13 protein-coding genes are annotated in these 17,547 nt (G+C 58.9%); 8 read left to right on the top strand and 5 right to left on the bottom strand.

Annotation, left to right across the window (positions count from 1 at the left end):
• Positions 1-4 precede the first annotated feature (4 nt).
• From PL597_RS02895 to PL597_RS02885, 3 genes are all read right to left on the bottom strand, one after another.
• Positions 5-1,369: a glutamine synthetase family protein gene (locus tag PL597_RS02895; RefSeq protein WP_271364557.1), complete on the bottom strand. Its 1,365-nt coding sequence runs from the start codon at positions 1,367-1,369 to the stop codon at positions 5-7.
• 63 nt (positions 1,370-1,432) lie between these two features.
• Entirely contained in the window at positions 1,433-2,947 is a 1,515-nt protein-coding gene (locus tag PL597_RS02890; protein ID WP_142911642.1) for an amino acid permease, read from the bottom strand.
• Between the two features lie 224 nt (positions 2,948-3,171).
• Positions 3,172-3,945, bottom strand: a complete 774-nt coding sequence (locus tag PL597_RS02885; protein ID WP_142911643.1) for an N-formylglutamate amidohydrolase — start codon at positions 3,943-3,945, stop codon at positions 3,172-3,174.
• Between the two features lie 175 nt (positions 3,946-4,120).
• Between PL597_RS02885 and PL597_RS02880 the strand changes: the two genes are divergently transcribed.
• The 6 genes from PL597_RS02880 (at position 4,121) to PL597_RS02855 (ending at position 10,348) form a co-directional block, all read left to right on the top strand.
• Positions 4,121-4,999 carry a MurR/RpiR family transcriptional regulator gene (locus PL597_RS02880; protein WP_142911644.1) on the top strand — a complete coding sequence of 293 codons (879 nt, stop codon included), beginning with the start codon at positions 4,121-4,123 and terminating at the stop codon, positions 4,997-4,999.
• Between the two features lie 290 nt (positions 5,000-5,289).
• Complete coding sequence (locus PL597_RS02875; RefSeq protein ID WP_077981643.1) at positions 5,290-6,396, top strand: ABC transporter substrate-binding protein; 1,107 nt, start codon at positions 5,290-5,292, stop codon at positions 6,394-6,396.
• A 101-nt stretch (positions 6,397-6,497) separates the two neighbouring features.
• A complete protein-coding gene (locus tag PL597_RS02870; RefSeq protein ID WP_077981642.1) occupies positions 6,498-7,382 on the top strand; it encodes an ABC transporter permease in 885 nt (294 codons plus the stop codon).
• The gene (locus PL597_RS02865) at positions 7,379-8,161 is read left to right on the top strand and encodes an ABC transporter permease (protein ID WP_271364556.1); all 783 of its coding nucleotides are present in this window, start codon (positions 7,379-7,381) and stop codon (positions 8,159-8,161) included. Before PL597_RS02870 ends, PL597_RS02865 begins: the two co-directional genes overlap by 4 nt.
• Before the next feature lie 12 nt (positions 8,162-8,173).
• Positions 8,174-9,232 (top strand): ABC transporter ATP-binding protein, encoded by a 1,059-nt coding sequence (locus PL597_RS02860; protein WP_142911645.1) that lies wholly within the window; start codon positions 8,174-8,176, stop codon positions 9,230-9,232.
• A gap of 72 nt (positions 9,233-9,304) precedes the next feature.
• Positions 9,305-10,348 (top strand): zinc-dependent alcohol dehydrogenase family protein, encoded by a 1,044-nt coding sequence (locus PL597_RS02855; RefSeq protein ID WP_271364555.1) that lies wholly within the window; start codon positions 9,305-9,307, stop codon positions 10,346-10,348.
• A 44-nt stretch (positions 10,349-10,392) separates the two neighbouring features.
• Here PL597_RS02855 and PL597_RS02850 read toward each other — a convergent pair whose 3' ends face one another.
• The gene (locus PL597_RS02850) at positions 10,393-11,034 is read right to left on the bottom strand and encodes a hypothetical protein (protein WP_142911647.1); all 642 of its coding nucleotides are present in this window, start codon (positions 11,032-11,034) and stop codon (positions 10,393-10,395) included.
• Positions 11,035-11,368: 334 nt separating this feature from the next.
• Between PL597_RS02850 and PL597_RS02845 the strand changes: the two genes are divergently transcribed.
• Both PL597_RS02845 and PL597_RS02840 read left to right on the top strand, forming a co-directional pair.
• Entirely contained in the window at positions 11,369-12,145 is a 777-nt protein-coding gene (locus PL597_RS02845; RefSeq protein WP_271364554.1) for an AAA family ATPase, read from the top strand.
• A 78-nt stretch (positions 12,146-12,223) separates the two neighbouring features.
• On the top strand, positions 12,224-13,555 hold the full coding sequence (locus PL597_RS02840) for an MFS transporter (RefSeq protein ID WP_271364553.1): 1,332 nt from the start codon (positions 12,224-12,226) through the stop codon (positions 13,553-13,555).
• A gap of 69 nt (positions 13,556-13,624) precedes the next feature.
• Here the strand turns inward: PL597_RS02840 and metH are convergent, their stop codons facing one another.
• On the bottom strand, positions 13,625-17,398 hold the full coding sequence (gene metH, locus PL597_RS02835) for a methionine synthase (protein WP_271364552.1): 3,774 nt from the start codon (positions 17,396-17,398) through the stop codon (positions 13,625-13,627).
• Positions 17,399-17,547 lie beyond the last annotated feature (149 nt).

The following is a 17,547-nucleotide window of genomic DNA, read 5'->3' as shown; positions in this document are numbered from 1 at the left end:
ATGATTAGGCTCGTTCGAAACCGCGCGCCACTTCCCAGTCGGTCACGCGGCGGTCGTATTCTTCCTGTTCCCACGCCCCGGCGCGGACGTAATGATCGATCACATCGTCGCCAAAGGCACTGCGCAGCATTTTCGATCCGTCCAAAAAGGCGGTGGCGTCACGCAATGTCTTGGGTATCTCGCGCACGTCCTTGCCGCCATAGGCGTCGCCGACAAAAGCGGGCTCAAGTTCGAGTTTATTTTCGATGCCGTCAATGCCCGCCGCAAGCAAAGCCGCCATGGCGAGATAGGGATTGAGATCGGAACCGCCGACGCGGCATTCGATGCGGATGCCCTTCGTTCCCTCGCCGCAGAGACGATATCCGGCGGTACGGTTGTCGAGGCTCCAGATCGCCTTGGTAGGCGCAAAAGTACCGGCCATGAAACGTTTGTAGGAATTGATGTAGGGCGCCAGGAAATAGGTGATCTCGCTGGCATGGGCGAGAAGCCCGGCAACATAGTGCCGCATCAACTGCGACATGCCATACTCGGCGTCCTTGTCGAGGAAAGCGGGTTTGCCATCCAGACTCCACAGCGACTGGTGGATGTGAGAAGAACTTCCGGCAGCATTGTAGTTCCACTTGGCAAGGAACGTCACCGCCTTGCCCTTCGACCAGGCGATCTCCTTGGTGGCGTTCTTGATGATGGCGTGCCGGTCGGCCATAGTCAGCGCCTCGGCATAACGCACATTGATTTCCGCCTGGCCGGCAGAGGCCTCGCCCTTGGAATTCTCGACCGGAATTCCCGCACCCTGCAGGCCCTTGCGCAACGCCCGCATGACGTCTTCTTCCTTGGTCGTCTGGAAGATATGGTAGTCCTCATTATAACCGCTGGCGAGGTTCAGGTCTTTATAACCGCTGGCGCGCGCCGCGTCGAAAGTCTGGTCGAACAGGAAGAATTCCAGTTCCGTCGCCATAAAGGCCTTCAGCCCCATCGCCTCAAGCCGCGCCACCTGCTTTTTCAACAGCGCGCGCGGCGAATGCGGCACTTCTTCATGGGTGTGATGATCGAGCACGTCGCACAGCACCAGCGCCGTGCCTTCCAGCCATGGCACACGCCGCAACGTCGAGAGATCGGGTTTCAGAACGTAGTCGCCGTAACCCTTTTCCCAGCTGGAGGATTTATAGCCGGGAACGGTTTCCATCTCCATATCGGTGGCAAGCACATAGTTGCAGCTATGGGTTTCCTCAAAGGCGCTTTCGACGAAGAACTCGGCCTGAAACCGCTTGCCCATCAGACGCCCCTGCATGTCCACAAGGCAGGCCAGAACCGTGTCGATGCGCCCCTCAGCGACATCCATCTTAAGCGCGTCGAATGTATAGCTCGTCATTTTATCCGTTCCCTTTATTGTCGTGACCGGGCGGCCGTATAAGGCCGCCCGTTTGTTTGAGCATCAGGCCTTTGCAGCCGCCGCTGCCATGGCAGCCTGCTTGTGCTCCAGCGCGAATTCCTCCTCCGGCGACAGGATGAGGCGATGACGACCGACGAGGCCGAAATAGGCAATCGCCACAGCAAACCAGACGGCAACCCAGAGCACGCCCTTCGTGAAGTTCGGATCCTGGATCTGGTAAAGCAGCGTGACGATGGCGATGATGATCGTCAGCACCGCACCCGGAATACCGAAGGGCGACCGGAACGGCCGCTCGATATGCGGCAGGTTCTTGCGCAGAAGAATGAAGGAAATCGCCTGCATGATATAGGAGAACATCGCGCCAAACACGGCCATGTTCAGAAGCACGCTGCCGATGATGCTGCCGCCCTGCTCCGCACCCAGCGAGAACCAGATGACCAGCATGACCGCGAGTCCGACTATGGCGCCGGTGATATTGGCCACGTATGGCGTGCGGTATTTCGAGTGGGTGATGGACAGCACGGTCGGGAAATAACCCGCACGCGACAACGAATAAATCTGGCGGCCCTGCGCATAAAGGATCGTATGGAAGCTGGCGATAAGGCCCGTCAGAGCCACGAGACCGAGCACCACCACGCCGCCATCGCCATAGATCGCCTTGAAACCGTCCAAAAGCGGCTCAAGCGACGAACTGAGATGGAAGGCGCCGACGCCCGGCAGCGACGGGTTGAGCAGCACGATCATGAAGGCCGAAACCATCAGCGTAACCATACCAAGGATGATTCCCTTCGGCATGTCGCGTTTCGGATCGACGGATTCCTCAGCCGCCAGCGGCAACTGCTCGATGGCGAGAAACAGCCAGACCGCGAAAGGCAAAGTGGCGAGAACGCCTGAAAAACCGAAGGGGAAGAAGGAACCGCCACCCTCCGGCAGTTCCACCGCCTTGCCGTCAGGTCCGACACCGATGTTGAGCGCAAAACGCGAAAAATCGATGTTGGGAATGGCGCTGATCCAGAAGAACACCAGAACGGCAAGCGAAATCAGCGTGATGACCAGTGTCACCTTGAAGGAAAGCTCAAGTCCGAAGACGTTGAGCCCGAGGAAAATCGCATAAAAAACGATCCACACGAAAGGTGAATAGGCCGGATCGAGGCCGAGAATGGAGTTCACATAGGCCGTGATGAAGGTGACGACGACCGCCGGCGTCAGCACATATTCGACATTTTCGCAAAGCCCGGTGATGAAGCCGCCCCATGGCCCCATGGCCGTGCGGGCGAAGGAATAGGCCGCACCCGTATGCGGCAGGGCCGGGCTCATTTCGGCAATCGAAAATGTCAGCCCGAGATACATGATGGCGATGATGATGCCTGCCACCAGCATGCCGCCCCAGCCGCCGGTGGAAAAGCCGAAATTCCATCCGGAAAAATGCCCGGAAATGACCGCGCCGACGCCAAGCGCCCAGAGCGACCATACGCCCGCATAACGGGATAGTCCGCGTTTTTCGAAATAGGATGCATCAGCCTTCTTGTAGCTGACGCCTGACGATGAACTGTCCATGCCCTTCTCTCCTGAATAAGAAAAAAACAAGCCAGTCAGCCATTATTGGCCGATTGTGCCCCAGTTTCCGGCTTCACCCGGGTGTCTCCCGCGATTGGCCGCACGCACTTGCTGTTCCCTTGCCGCTTTGTTTTTTCGGCTGCATGGCCGGTTTTTATAAAATGGCGGCAGTCTTATCTATCGGCCGGCCCCGGTGTTTTCACCATCGGCCGGCCATAGCTCCCTCACTCATCGATTGATGAGAGCGCCTTCCCCATAAGCTCATGGAGAAACCCGGCGATTTCCGCCTGTTCTCCTTCACTGCTGATGAGATCGTTGCGGATCTCGATCATGACGTTCAAAAGCCCGTCCGGCAGCGCATGCAGTCGCAGCGTATGCGTCACGCCGTCTTCCGGGCCATAGGGATCGTTGCGATTGACCGTGAGCGAGCAGCCTTCCGCGCCCGCCAGCATCGCATCCGCAAGACGGCTGTCGGCATCGTGCAGGATGCCGATCTCAACCTTTCGGAACCGGCCGTGATAAACCGGCGTGAAACTGTGGATGGTCACCACCACCACTTTACGGCCGGCCGCCTGCCGCGCGGCGATGATCTCGCTCACCCGGTCATGAAACGGCACATAAAGCGCGGAGGTGCGGGCGAACCGCTCCGCTTCGCTGAGATCGAAATTGCCGGGAATATCGTAAATCTCGCTTTTCACCGGCATGGCGGAAGGCGATTCGGGCGGCCGGTTGCAATCATAGACGAGGCGCGAAAACCGCTGGTAGACAAGCGTGGCGTCAAACTTTTCCGAAAGCAGCCGGGCAACTGCCAGAGCGCCCGGATCCCAGGCCACATGGCTCGAAAGCACCTCCGGCGAAAGGCCCAATGTTCCGTATTTTTGTGGCATGGCAGCGGACGCATGTTCGCAGACGAGAAGGACGTCGCCCTTCGCCGCCGCATTCTCGATGCCGACGGCCTGCCCTTCCGCTTCTGTGAAAAACCGTGACCGCACCGTCATGCACGAACCCCGCCCGGAAACCCCGTCGCTCCGTCAATGTCGAAAAGAATTCTTCACATTATCGCGAGTGTCAAATGGAATTTTGAAATTTTCTCTTCATTTTCCCATTGACTCGATAGCGGGCGCGGATGTTTATTTTAGCCATGTACCGGCAGAAGACCGGAAGGGGAAAAATTTGCGCAGCACGACGGCGACCGTGTCGGATGTCATCCATGCCCATTACGACGCACTGACCCGTTCGGAAAAACGGCTGGCAGAGAGCCTGCTCGGCAACTACCCCGTTTCCGGCCTCGGCAGCATCACCACCATTGCGGAAAATGCCGGTGTTTCCACACCGACGGTGGCGCGCATGGTGCAGAAGCTCGGATATAAGGGCTATCCCGAATTTCAGGCGCATCTGCATCAGGAGCTGGAGGCGACGATCTCCGGCCCCGTCGCCAAACATGACCGCTGGGCAACCAATGCGCCGGGCCTGCACATTCTCAACCGTTTCGCCGATGCCATCACCGGCAATCTGCGCGACACGCTGAGCGATCTCGACACCGCCGTCTTCGACAATGCCGCAGCGCTGCTCTCCGACCGCAAGCGCAGCATCTATTTCGTCGGCGGGCGCATTACCGGTGCGATCGCCGAATATTTCTTCACCCACATGCAGGTGATCCGGCCGAAAACGACGCTGATGTCGTCCAATTCCAGCGCCTGGCCGCAATATATGTTGAACATGAGCGCCGGCGACGTGCTGGTTATTTTCGACATCCGCCGCTACGAGCACGACATGACGACGCTGGCCGAAGTGGCCAAGGCGAACGGTGTGCAGATCATTCTCTTCACCGATCAATGGACATCGCCGGTGGCGCGCCACGCGTTGCACATTTTCCGCGTCAGGATCGAAGCGCCCTCAGCATGGGATTCCTCGGTCGTCACGCTGTTTGTGGTCGAAGCGCTGATCGAAGCGGTCCAGAACCGCGCCTGGGATGAAACCAGGGAACGCATGAATGCACTGGAAGGCCTGTTCGAACAGACCCGGTTGTTCCGCAGGCCGGACAAAACATGAAACTACATAGCCGGCAACTTGCTTGACGCGGATGCCGCACGCTGATTGGATACCTGTCATCGCTGCCAGCACGATAAAACAGGATAAAAACCACGCTGGGGAACACATTTGGCCACCACGGATAATGAAAGGATACTCCCGCAATTGCAGGAAAAAAAGCCTGACGATGGCGGAAAAGGGGCGTAAAGTGACGGAATCCGGATAAATAGATTGCAATCCAGCCGTCACATTAGCTTCATCGAGAATCCGTATCAGCGTCCGCAATATGAGAACACGAAGAGGAGAAAAAAGTGATCTCTCACTGCCGCCGACTGCTTGCTACGACCACTGCGCTGGTCATCGCGTCCACCGCCATCGCCGCCGCTGAGCCGAGCGCCGAATTGATCGCCGCCGCCAAGAAGGAAGGCATGCTGACAACGATCGCGCTGCCGCACGACTGGTGCGGTTACGGCGACGTGATTGCCGCCTTCAAGGCGAAATATCCGGAAATCACCGTCAACGAACTGAACCCCGACGCCGGCTCCGCCGATGAAGTGGAAGCGGTGAAGGCCAACAAGGACAATAAGGGCCCGCAGGCGCCTGACGTCATCGATGTCGGCCTCGCCTTCGGCCCGCAGATGAAGGCCGAAGGCCTGCTGCAGCCCTACAAGGTCTCCACCTGGGACGAAATTCCCGACAACGTCAAGGATCCTGAAGGCTATTGGTACGGCGACTATTACGGCGTGATGTCCTTCTTCGTGAACAAGGACCTCGTCAATAACGCTCCGAAGGACTGGGCCGACCTGCAGAAGCCGGAATATTCCGGGCAGGTAGCGCTCGCGGGCGATCCGCGCGCTTCCAACCAGGCCATCCTCGGCGTTCTGGCCGCCGGTCTTTCCACCGGCGCAAAGTCTGGCAAGGAAGCCGGTGAAGCCGGCCTGAAGTATTTCGCCGACCTCAACAAGGCAGGCAACTTCCTTCCGGTCATCGGCAAGGCTGGCACGCTGGCGCAGGGCGCGACCCCGATCATCGTCGCTTGGGATTATAACGCCCTTTCCTGGAAGAAGACGCTGAATGACAACCCGCCAACGGAAGTTGTCGTTCCTGAGAAGGGTGTTCTGGCCGGCGTCTACGTTCAGGGCATTTCCGCTTACGCGCCGCATCCGAACGCTGCAAAGCTGTGGATGGAGCATCTCTATTCCGACGACGGTCAGCTCGGCTGGCTGAAGGGTTATTGCCACCCGATCCGCTTCAACGCCATGGTCAAGGCCGGCAAGGTTCCGCAGGAACTGATCGACAGCCTGCCGCCGGCAGCAGCCTATGAAAAGGCCATCTTCCCGACACTCGAGGAAGTCGACGCCAACAAGGCTGCCGTGACCGGCGGCTGGGACAGCGTTGTCGGCGCGAACGTGAAGTAAACTGTTGAAAATGCACCCCGGCCGACCAAAAGCCGGGGTGCTTCTTTTATGATGTAGACTTTTATATACAGACCGTTTGAAAACGGCGTTTGGGGACAAGCATGCCATCAACCAACACCGGCGGACCATCCGACGCGGGCAGAAAGCTGCCGCTGCACTGGATTGGCGTTCTTCCTTTTGCCGTTTTTGTTCTGCTGTTTTTGATCCTCCCGACGATGAAGATCGTCATTGGCGCATTCCAGCATGCAGATGGCAGCTTCACGCTGGACAATATCGGTGGGCTTTTCACCTCCTCCATTCTGGCGGCCTACTGGATTTCGATCAAGATCAGCCTCGCTTCGGCGGCACTGGGTTGCCTGATCGGTTTTGCCGTCGCCGCCGCCGTGGTGCTGGGCGGCCTGCCGCAAGGCATTCGCGGACCGCTTCTGACCTTTTCCGGCGTTGCCTCGCAATTCGCCGGCGTGCCGCTCGCCTTCGCCTTCATCGCCACGCTCGGGCCGGTCGGTCTCCTTACCGTTTTCCTCAAGACGCAGATCGGCATCGATCTGAGGCTCCTCGGTTTCAACATCCTGTCCTTCTGGGGCCTCACCGTCACCTATCTGTTTTTCCAGATACCGCTGATGATCCTCATCATCACACCTGCGTTGGACGGACTGAAACGCGAATGGCGCGAGGCTGCGGAAATCCTCGGCGCAACAGGCCTGCAATATTGGCGCATGGTGGCTTTCCCCATCCTTTTGCCGTCGCTGCTTGGGACCATGTCGCTGCTTTTCGCCAACGCCTTCGGCGCCGTCGCAACCGCTATTGCGCTGACCGGCTCCTCGCTCAATATCGTGCCGATCCTGCTTTTCGCACAGATCCGCGGCGACGTTCTCGGCAATCCGCATCTTGGTTACGCGCTCGCCTTTGGCATGATCGTCGTGACCGGCATCGCCAATGCACTTTATATCTGGCTGCGCGCCCGCAGTGAAAGGTGGCTGAAATGAAGCGTTTCTTCGCTTGGGGCGCGCTGATCGTCGGCCTGCTCTATTTCGCCCTGCCGCTGATCGGCATGACCAACTTCTCGCTAAAAATGCGGCGCGCCGAATATTCCTTCGACGCCTATGCAAAAGTGCTGGGCGATCCGCGCTTTCAGGAGACTTTCAGCTATTCGGTGGTGATGGCGCTGTTCACCATCGTCTTCGGGGTTCTGCTGGTGGTGCCCACCGCCTATTGGGTGCGTCTGAAACTGCCAGGCCTGCGGCCCTATATCGAATTCATCACGCTTCTGCCGCTGGTCATCCCGGCCATCGTCATCGTCTTTGGTTACATCCGGCTTTACAACACCTCCAGCTGGCTGCCGCTGACGGGAACAAGTTTCGGCACCAACCTGCTTTTGATGTTCGGTTATGCGACGCTTGCCCTGCCCTACATGTACCGCGCCGTCGATACCGGTCTCAGGACCATCGATGTGGCGACACTGACCGAAGCGGCGCAGAGCCTCGGCGCGGGATGGACCACCATCCTGTCGCGCATCATTCTGCCCAATGTACTGGTCGCCGTGCTGTCGGGCGCCTTCCTGACCTTCGCCATCGTCATCGGTGAATTCACCATGGCGGCCCTTTTGAACCGCCCGGCCTTCGGCCCCTACATGCAGCTGCTCGGCGCCAACCGCGCCTATGAACCGGCCGCACTTGCCGTGATTTCCTTCGGCATCACCTGGGGTTGCCTGGGCCTGATCCAACTCGTTTCACGCTATCAGAAGGGCGCGCCTCCCAAGGCCTGAGGACACTATTTCATGAGCTTTTTGACACTTAGCAACATCAAGAAATCCTTCGGCTCCGTACAGGTCGTGCATGATTTCAACATGGCCATCGAAAAGGGCGAGTTCGTCTCCTTCCTCGGGCCATCGGGCTGCGGCAAGACAACCGTTTTGCGCATGATCGCCGGTTTCGAAACGCCGAGTGGCGGATCGATCGTCATCAACGGCAAGGACCAGACGGCGTTGCGCCCCAATCAGCGTAATATCGGCATGGTGTTCCAGGCCTATGCGCTGTTCCCGAACATGAATGTCTTCGAAAACGTCGCCTTCGGGCTCAAAGTCGCTGGCAAACCGAAAGCCGAGATCGATGCGCGCGTGAAGGAAATGCTCCAGCTCATCCATCTGGAGCATCTGGCGGACCGTTATCCCTATCAGATGTCGGGCGGCCAGCAGCAGCGCGTGGCGCTCGCACGCGCGCTCGCCCCGAAGCCGGAAGTGCTTCTGCTGGACGAACCGCTCTCCGCGCTCGACGCCAAGATTCGCGTGTCGCTGCGCGAGGAAATCCGCCAGATCCAGCAGAAACTCGGCATCACCACCATTTTCGTCACCCACGATCAGGAAGAGGCCCTGTCGATTTCCGACCGCATCGTCGTCATGAATGGCGGCCGCGCCGACCAGATCGGCTCCCCCTTCGATATCTACAACAAGCCCGCGACCCGCTTCGTCGCCTCTTTCGTCGGCACGTTGAACCTCATCGACGCCACCGTCGTGGATGCCTCTGCCAACGTCATCCGCGTCGGTGATCAGCAGATCACCCTGCCCCAGCCGGTGGAAGCGACCAATGGCGAAAAGATCACGCTGGCATTGCGCCCCGAAGCCGGGGCGCTCGGCGCGAACGCCAAGGGTGATGTCGCGATATCAGGCAACGTCACCTCCAGCCAGTTCCTCGGCTCCGTCATCCGTACCCGTCTCGATCTCGGGGGCTCAACCCTGTCTTTCGACATGTTCAACGATCCCAGCACGGCGCCCCCGGCGATTGGCGAGCAAGTAACGCTGAAATTTGCGGCCAATGATCTGATGGTGATCAAAGATTAAATCGCTTTCCTCCGCCAGGGGAAAACGTTAAGCAGGCCTCATATCGATCGGAAATGAAGATGTGAGGCTGCTATGCGTGCGCTGTTCTATGAACGTTTTGGCGAAACCCCTGTTGTTGCCTCGCTTCCCGATCCCGAGCCGACAGAAAACGGCGTTGTCATCGCCGTGAAGGCGACCGGCCTCTGCCGCAGCGACTGGCACGGCTGGATGGGGCATGACCCGGATATCCACCTGCCGCATGTTCCCGGCCACGAATTCGCAGGTGTGATCGCCGCCGTCGGCAGACACGTCACCCGCTTCAAGACCGGCGACCGCGTCACCGTGCCCTTCGTCTCCGGCTGCGGCCATTGCCATGAGTGCCGCTCCGGCAACCAGCAGGTCTGCGAAGCGCAGTTCCAGCCGGGCTTCACCCATTGGGGTTCCTTCGCCGAATATGTCGCCATCGACTTTGCCGATCAGAACCTCGTCCACCTCCCGGAATCGATGAGTTACGCCACTGCCGCGGGCCTTGGCTGTCGTTTCGCCACCTCGTTCCGCGCCGTGACCGATCAGGGACGCTTGAAGGGTGGTGAGTGGCTGGCGGTGCACGGCTGCGGCGGTGTCGGCCTTTCCGCCATCATGATCGGTGCTGGCCTCGGCGCACAGGTTGTCGCCATCGATATTGCCGAAGACAAACTCGAACTTGCCCGGCAGCTGGGCGCGACCGCCACCATCAACAGCCGCGCGGTTGCCGATGTTGCCGAGGCGGTTCGCGAGGTGACGGGCGGCGGTGCACATGTCTCTGTCGATGCGCTTGGCCACCCGCAGACCTGCTGCAACTCCATCAGCAACCTGCGTCGGCGCGGCCGTCACGTGCAGGTGGGGCTGATGCTGGCCGATCACGCCATGCCCGCGATCCCCATGGCCCGGGTGATTGCGCATGAGCTGGAGATCTATGGCAGCCACGGCATGCAGGCGTGGCGTTATGAGGACATGCTGGCGATGATCGAAAACGGCAGGCTCGCGCCGGAAAAACTGATCGGCCGCCACATCACGCTTTCCGAGGCCGCAACCGCCCTGCCCGCCATGGACAGTTTCAGGGAAAGCGGCATCAGCATCATCGACCGGTTCGAATAGCGCAGGCTCCTGAGACCGCCTGAGGTTTAGGGGTTTTGCACCGCTCAGGCGCTCCTGCGTCCGAATGTCCGGACCGCAGTGGTTCCTCGGGTAGACGCATGGGCCGGCGATACTGCCGGGATACGCGCTGCGTGATCCGTCTGGCTATCGCTCCATTGGCGGTTTACCAGCTGTTTCTTGCGGACCTCCAGCGGGTCGGGGGTCTCCTCCTCCTCCCGCGTACTTCCCGCAACTGCGGAGATCGTCGCCAGTCGCGAAATCCATCGCACTAGCTGCATGCTCTTGTGGACAAGCACAAAGATACCAACAATTGCGACCGCTATGATAATCACGAGGTTCCAAGGCGTTTCGCCGCCCCTCGCCGCCCGCTCCATGCGGTCTTTTGTCGTCGGATCAAAACCAAGCGTCGCCTTCAGCCTGGCTATATCCGCATCGCTAAGCCTGCTGTACCGCTCGCCACGATACAGCACATAACCGCTCCTATCCCCGCTGTTGAGATAACCGATGTCGAATGCTTCCCCATCGCGAAGAAAAGGCTCGTTATCCGGCAGATCATAAACGAGATCGATTGTCTCGCCGCCTCCGAATCCGGGGACGGCAAAAAACCGGGACTTCCGCGCCTCAGTTTCGCTTACGAATATCGCGGAAAATAGAAACCCGACCGAAAAAAGCACAATATGCTTCATTCATTCTCTCCAATAACAACGAGAATGACAACAATTGGCATTACTGAATTAATTTGAAGTTTATACTTACTATAACATCTTAAATTTAAGATATATATTGTTTATATCTAATATTGATCGATTATTTCACCAAGAATAAATTGCACTAATTTATAATAAACTGAACTTCTAACGATGCGGCATGACGTATCTCCGCCGACGCCGCAAACCATTGGCGCGAACAGCGCCCCACGTTAAGCCGCAATCACACGCAATTGCTTTGAGCATAACGCCGCGATGATGCGACACAGCGCAACGTCGGCGAACATGACGGATTAGATACAAGGAACGCGACATGCTGTTTCTCGATAGCGTAACCATGAAAGAGACCCCGGACGGAAGAGACGACTATCCCTTCTCCGTTCCAGCGCTGCGCCATCTGGAACGCCTCGAATTCAAGACGCCGATCACCTTTTTTGCCGGCAACAACGGCTCTGGCAAATCGACGCTGCTGGAAGGGCTGGCAGCGGGAATGACGGCCTATGCCATCGGCAATCACGGCCAGGTTGCCGGCGACCTCTACCTTCAGCATGCCGAGACCGTGGCGAAGTCCTTCTATTTCGCCCGCAAGAAATATCCGAAAATCCGCATGTTCATGCGCGCGGAAGACGTGCTTGGTTATATCCGCCGGCAGAACGAGGACGCACTGGACGATTTTCGCTGGGAGCGGGAAAAGGCTCTCAAGAAGGGCGAAGACTTTCCTGAAGAAACCCCGGATACGTTTCGCAGGATCGTCAGGAACAATGTCATCGACCGGCGTTCGCATGGCGAAGGATTTCTCGATATCATGCAACAGCGGCTGCATGGCGCCGGCCTCTATTTTCTCGACGAACCGGAAAGCCCGCTTTCGCCGCAAAAGCAGCTAGAACTGGCGGCGATCATCCGCAACGCGGCCGATAGCGGCGGACAATTAATCATCGCCACCCATTCACCCGTGCTATTGGCCATTCCAGAGGCCACGATTTACTATTTCGACGCAGACGGCATCACAGAGCGCCTTTATGACGAGCTGGAAAACATCAGTTTCCTGCGCCGCTTTCTTGATCGACCCTCGAAATACCTGAGCGATTGAGCGTCGATTAGGCTTGAAATCGCGCCGCGCTTGCCGCATGCCCATAAGTAATACGTAATTTAGAAAAGAAGCAGCCTCATGTCTCCCACCACCACACCGGCGGCAGCCCGGCCCCTCAACGGTCAGGATTACAAAACTCTTGGCCTTTCGGCCCTCGGCGGCGCGCTGGAATTTTACGACTTCATCATTTTCGTATTTTTCGCCACCGTTATCGGCCACCTGTTCTTCCCGCCGGAAATGCCGGACTGGCTGGTGATGATCCAGACTTTCGGCATCTTTGCCGCCGGTTATCTGGTCCGTCCGCTGGGCGGCATCGTGCTGGCGCATTATGGCGACCGTTACGGCCGCAAGCGCGTCTTTGCCTTCTCCATCCTGCTGATGGCGCTCTCGACGCTGGGCATGGCGCTGATGCCGACCTATGCAACCATCGGCGTGGCGGCTCCCATCCTGCTCATCATCCTGCGCATGCTGCAGGGTGCTGCCATCGGTGGCGAAGTGCCGGGCGCATGGACCTTCGTTGCCGAACACGTGCCCTTCCGCCGCGTCGGGCTCGCCTGCGGTTTTCTGACATCCGGCCTCTCCTTCGGCATCATGCTGGGATCGCTGATCGCCTTTGCCATCAACTCGCTCTTCACACCGGAAGACGTGGCCGGTTACGCCTGGCGCATACCCTTTCTGCTCGGCGGCATTTTCGGCCTGATCGCAGTTTATCTGCGTCGCTGGCTGGAAGAAACGCCGATCTTCATGGAAATGAAAAAGTCGAAATCGCTGACGGACAAGCTGCCGCTCGGGCTGGTACTGAAGCACCATATGCGCGGCGTGATAATCTCCGCCCTGCTCACCTGGGTTCTGTCAGCGGCCATCGTCGTCACGACGCTGATGACCGCCACCTTCCTGCAGAAGCTTTACGGTTACAGCCCGACGCAGGCGCTGGCCGGCACCAGCTTCGGCACGCTGTTCCTGATCTTCGGCGTCATCATCGCCGGCGCGCTGATCGACCGCATCGGCTCCGGCCTCTTCTTCATGGGCGCCAGTATTTTCTTCGGCATCGCCACCTTCACCTTCTACAGCTATGCCGGCACATCGCTTCAAACCATGTTTGTGCTGTATGGCGTCATGGGCCTGTCGGTCGGCATGGCGGGTGCGGTGCCCTATGTCATGGTCCGCGCCTTCCCGGCCTCGGTCCGCTTCTCCGGCCTCTCCTTCGCCTATAACGTCTCCTATGCCGTCTTCGGCGGGCTGACGCCGATTGGCGTGACGACCGCGCTTGCGATCAACCCGATGGCCCATGCCTGGTATCTGGTCTTCATCGCCGTCCTCGCCTTCGCGATCGGGCTCTATCTTTACCTGCGCGGCAGCGAGGTCGAGAGCCATGTCGGTATAGAGGAACTGGCGGCGTTACGGTCTTAAACACCGACTGAATGCAAAAAGCGCGGGCAAGACCCGCGCTTTTTTATTGAATGGCAGCACACCGGAACATCAGGCCGCGCTGTCGATTTCCTCCGCGCCGTTCGTCGGCACGTAGTTGAGGACAGGACCGAGCCAGCGCTCCACCTCTTCCACCGGCATATCCTTGCGGCGCGCATAATCGAGAACCTGATCGCGCTCCACCTTGGCAACGCCGAAATAATAGCTCTCGGGATGGCCGATATATATACCCGAGACGGAGGAGCCGGGCCACATGGCGTAGCTTTCCGTCAGTTCCACACCCGCCGCATTGGTGGCGTCGAGCAGGGCAAACAGTGTCTTCTTTTCGGTATGGTCAGGCTGGGCCGGATAGCCGGGCGCCGGGCGAATACCGGCATAGGCCTCGCCAATCAGCTCATCGCCGTTGAGGTTTTCCTGCGGGGCATAACCCCAGAACTCCTTGCGTACTCGCTCATGCATGCGCTCGGCGAAGGCTTCCGCGAAACGGTCGGCGAGCGCCTTGACGAGGATGGACGAATAATCGTCATTCGCCCGCTCGAAACGCTCGGCAATCGCCACTTCCTCGATACCCGCCGTCACCACGAAACCGCCGACATAATCGGCAACGCCGCTATCGACAGGCGCGACGAAATCGGACAGCGCCACATTGGGGCGGCCATCGCGCTTGGAAAGCTGCTGGCGCAGCGTGAAGAAGGTCGCCAACTCTTCGCCGCGGCTTTCATCCGTGAACAGGCGGATATCGTCGCCCACGGCGTTGGCCGGCCAGAAGCCGATCACCGCCCGCGGCCGGAACCAGTTCTCCTCAATGATCTTCTTCAGCATCGCCTGCGCATCGCTGTAAAGCTGCCGCGCCGCCTCGCCCTGTTTTTCGTCATCGAGAATGGCCGGGAAGCGGCCCTTCAGCTCCCAGGTCTGGAAGAACGGCGTCCAGTCGATGTAACGGGAAAGCTCTTCAAGGTCGTAAGTCTCGAACACCCTGGTGCCGAAAAATTGCGGCTTGACGGCGCTATAGGCCGACCAGTCAATCTTGTGCGCGTTCTCGCGGGCGCGGGAAAGCGGCAGACGCTGCTTTTCGCGCTCATTGCGGGCGTGCGCTTCCGCCACCTTGGCATATTCGCTGCGAATACCGTCGATATAAGCCGGCTTCTGCTCTGCGGAAAGAAGCGCCGACACGACGCCCACCGCACGCGAGGCGTCGGTGACATAGATCGCCTGCCCCTGCTCGTAGCGCGGATGGATTTTTACCGCGGTATGCACGCGGCTGGTTGTTGCGCCGCCGATCAGGAGCGGGATGTCGAAACCCTGCCGCTCCATTTCGGCCGCCACATGCACCATCTCGTCTAGCGACGGGGTTATGAGGCCGGAAAGGCCGATCACATCCACCTTTTCGGCAATCGCCGTCTCGAGGATTTTCGTCGTCGGCACCATGACGCCGAGATCGATGATCTCGTAATTGTTGCAGGCCAGCACGACGCCGACAATGTTTTTGCCGATATCGTGCACGTCACCCTTCACGGTCGCCATCAAAACCTTGCCGGCGGCGCTGCGCTCGGCCCCGCCATTCAGGCGCTTTTCCTCTTCCATGTAAGGCAGCAGCACGGCTACCGCCTGCTTCATCACGCGCGCGGATTTCACCACCTGCGGCAGGAACATCTTGCCGGACCCGAACAGGTCACCGACCACATTCATGCCGGCCATCAGCGGCCCCTCGATGACATGCAGCGGACGCTCCGCCTTCTGGCGCGCCTCTTCCGTATCGGCCTCGATATAGTCGGTGATGCCGTTGACCAGCGCATGTTCCAGCCGCTTCTCGACGGGGAGTTCACGCCAGGAGAGATCCTGCACCTTGGCTTGTTTTTCACCAGTACCTCGAAAACGCTCGGCTACTTCAAGCAGCCGCTCGGTCGCGTCGTCGCGGCGGTTCAGCACCACGTCTTCGCAGGCCTCGCGCAGTTCCGCATCGATATTGTCGTAAACCGCAAGCTGGCCGGCATTAACGATGCCCATATCCATGCCGACCTGAATGGCGTGGTAGAGGAACACCGCATGCATCGCCTCACGCACCGGCTCATTGCCGCGGAAGGAGAAGGACAGGTTGGAAACACCGCCGGAAATATGCGTGAGCGGCATGGTTTCGCGGATGGTCTTGGTGGCCTCGATGAAGTCCACGCCGTAATTATTGTGCTCTTCGATACCGGTCGCAACCGCAAACACGTTCGGATCGAAGATGATGTCTTCCGGAGACAGACCGGCCTTTTCGGTCAGAAGCTTGTAGGCGCGCGCGCAGATTTCCACCTTGCGCTGATAGGTATCCGCCTGCCCGACCTCGTCAAAGGCCATGACCACGACCGCAGCGCCGTAATTATGGACGAGCCGTGCCTGCTGGAGAAACTTCTCCTCGCCTTCCTTCAGCGAAATCGAATTGACGATCGACTTGCCCTGCACGCATTTCAGACCGGCTTCGATGATCTCGAATTTCGAGGAGTCGATCATCACAGGCACGCGGGCGATATCCGGCTCGGCGGCGATGAGGTTCAGGAACTCCACCATCGCCTTTTCGGAATCGATCAGGCCTTCATCCATGTTGATGTCGATGATCTGCGCGCCGTTCTCCACCTGGTCGCGGGCGACGGCCAGCGCCGCCGTATAATCGCCGGCGGTGATGAGCTTGCGGAAGCGGGCCGAGCCGGTGACGTTGGTGCGTTCGCCGACATTGACGAAGGGAATGTCCTTGGTCAGCACGAAAGGCTCAAGGCCCGAAAGCGACATGAAGGGCTTGTGCTCGGGGATCGGGCGCGGCTTGTAATCCTTGACCGCATCAGCAATCGCCCGGATGTGCTCTGGCGTCGAGCCACAGCAACCGCCGACGATATTGACGAGGCCGTCGCGGGCAAAACCCTGCACCTGACGCGCCATCATCTCAGGCGTTTCGTCATATTGGCCGAATTCGTTCGGAAGGCCGGCATTGGGATAGGCGCAGACGAAGGTATCGGCCACGTCAGACAATTCCTGCAGATGCGGACGCATGGCATCCGCACCCAGCGCGCAGTTCAGCCCGATGGTGAAGGGATTGGCATGGCGCACCGAATTCCAGAACGCAGACGGCGTCTGGCCGGACAGCGTGCGGCCGGAAAGGTCGGTAATCGTGCCTGAGATCATCACCGGCAGGCGGATGCCCTTGGCCTCGAAACGCTCCTCGCAGGCAAAGATCGCTGCCTTGGCGTTCAGCGTATCGAAGATCGTCTCGATGAGGATGATGTCGGCACCGCCATCGATCAGACCGTCGATCTGCTCGCCATAGGCGATACGCAGGTCGTCGAAACTGACGGCGCGGTAACCGGGATTGTTGACGTCAGGCGAAATCGATGCCGTGCGGTTGGTGGGGCCGATGGCGCCGGCCACAAACCGGCGGCGGCCATCTTCCCGCTCGGCGCGCTGGGCGGCGCGGCGGACAATCGCTGCGCCCTCGCGGTTGAGGTCGTAGACGGCGTTTTCCATCTCATAATCGGCCTGGGCGATGCGCGTTGACGAAAACGTGTTGGTTTCGAGAATATCCGCGCCCGCCATGGCGTAGCGATAGTGGATGTCTTCGATGGCATCCGGCTGGGTCAGGATCAGAAGGTCGTTATTGCCCTTCTGGTGACAGGCACAGCCGATAAAACGATCGCCACGAAAATGATCCTCGTCAAAACCCAGCCCCTGGATCTGCGTGCCCATGGCACCATCGAGAATGAGGATGCGTTCGCTGGCGGCATCGCGCAACGCCTTGAAAATTTCCGCGCCGTCACGCTTTGCCCCTTCAGGGCCGAACAGATCGTCAAACACGGGCACACTCCTCATTTCGATTTGCAAGATCGCAAGTCGTCAAGTCACATAAAGATATGTTTATGTCAATATATCTTCAAGGGACAGACATGGCTTTGCGCAGTTGCAGCACGTTACGAAATATCGCTGACAGATGACAGGTTTATACA

The sequence above is a fragment of the Agrobacterium sp. ST15.13.013 genome, assembly GCF_027956525.1.
Lineage (GTDB): Bacteria > Pseudomonadota > Alphaproteobacteria > Rhizobiales > Rhizobiaceae > Agrobacterium > Agrobacterium salinitolerans.
The sequence above is the reverse complement of the archived record's forward strand: the minus strand, read 5'-3'. Positions and strand labels throughout refer to the sequence as shown.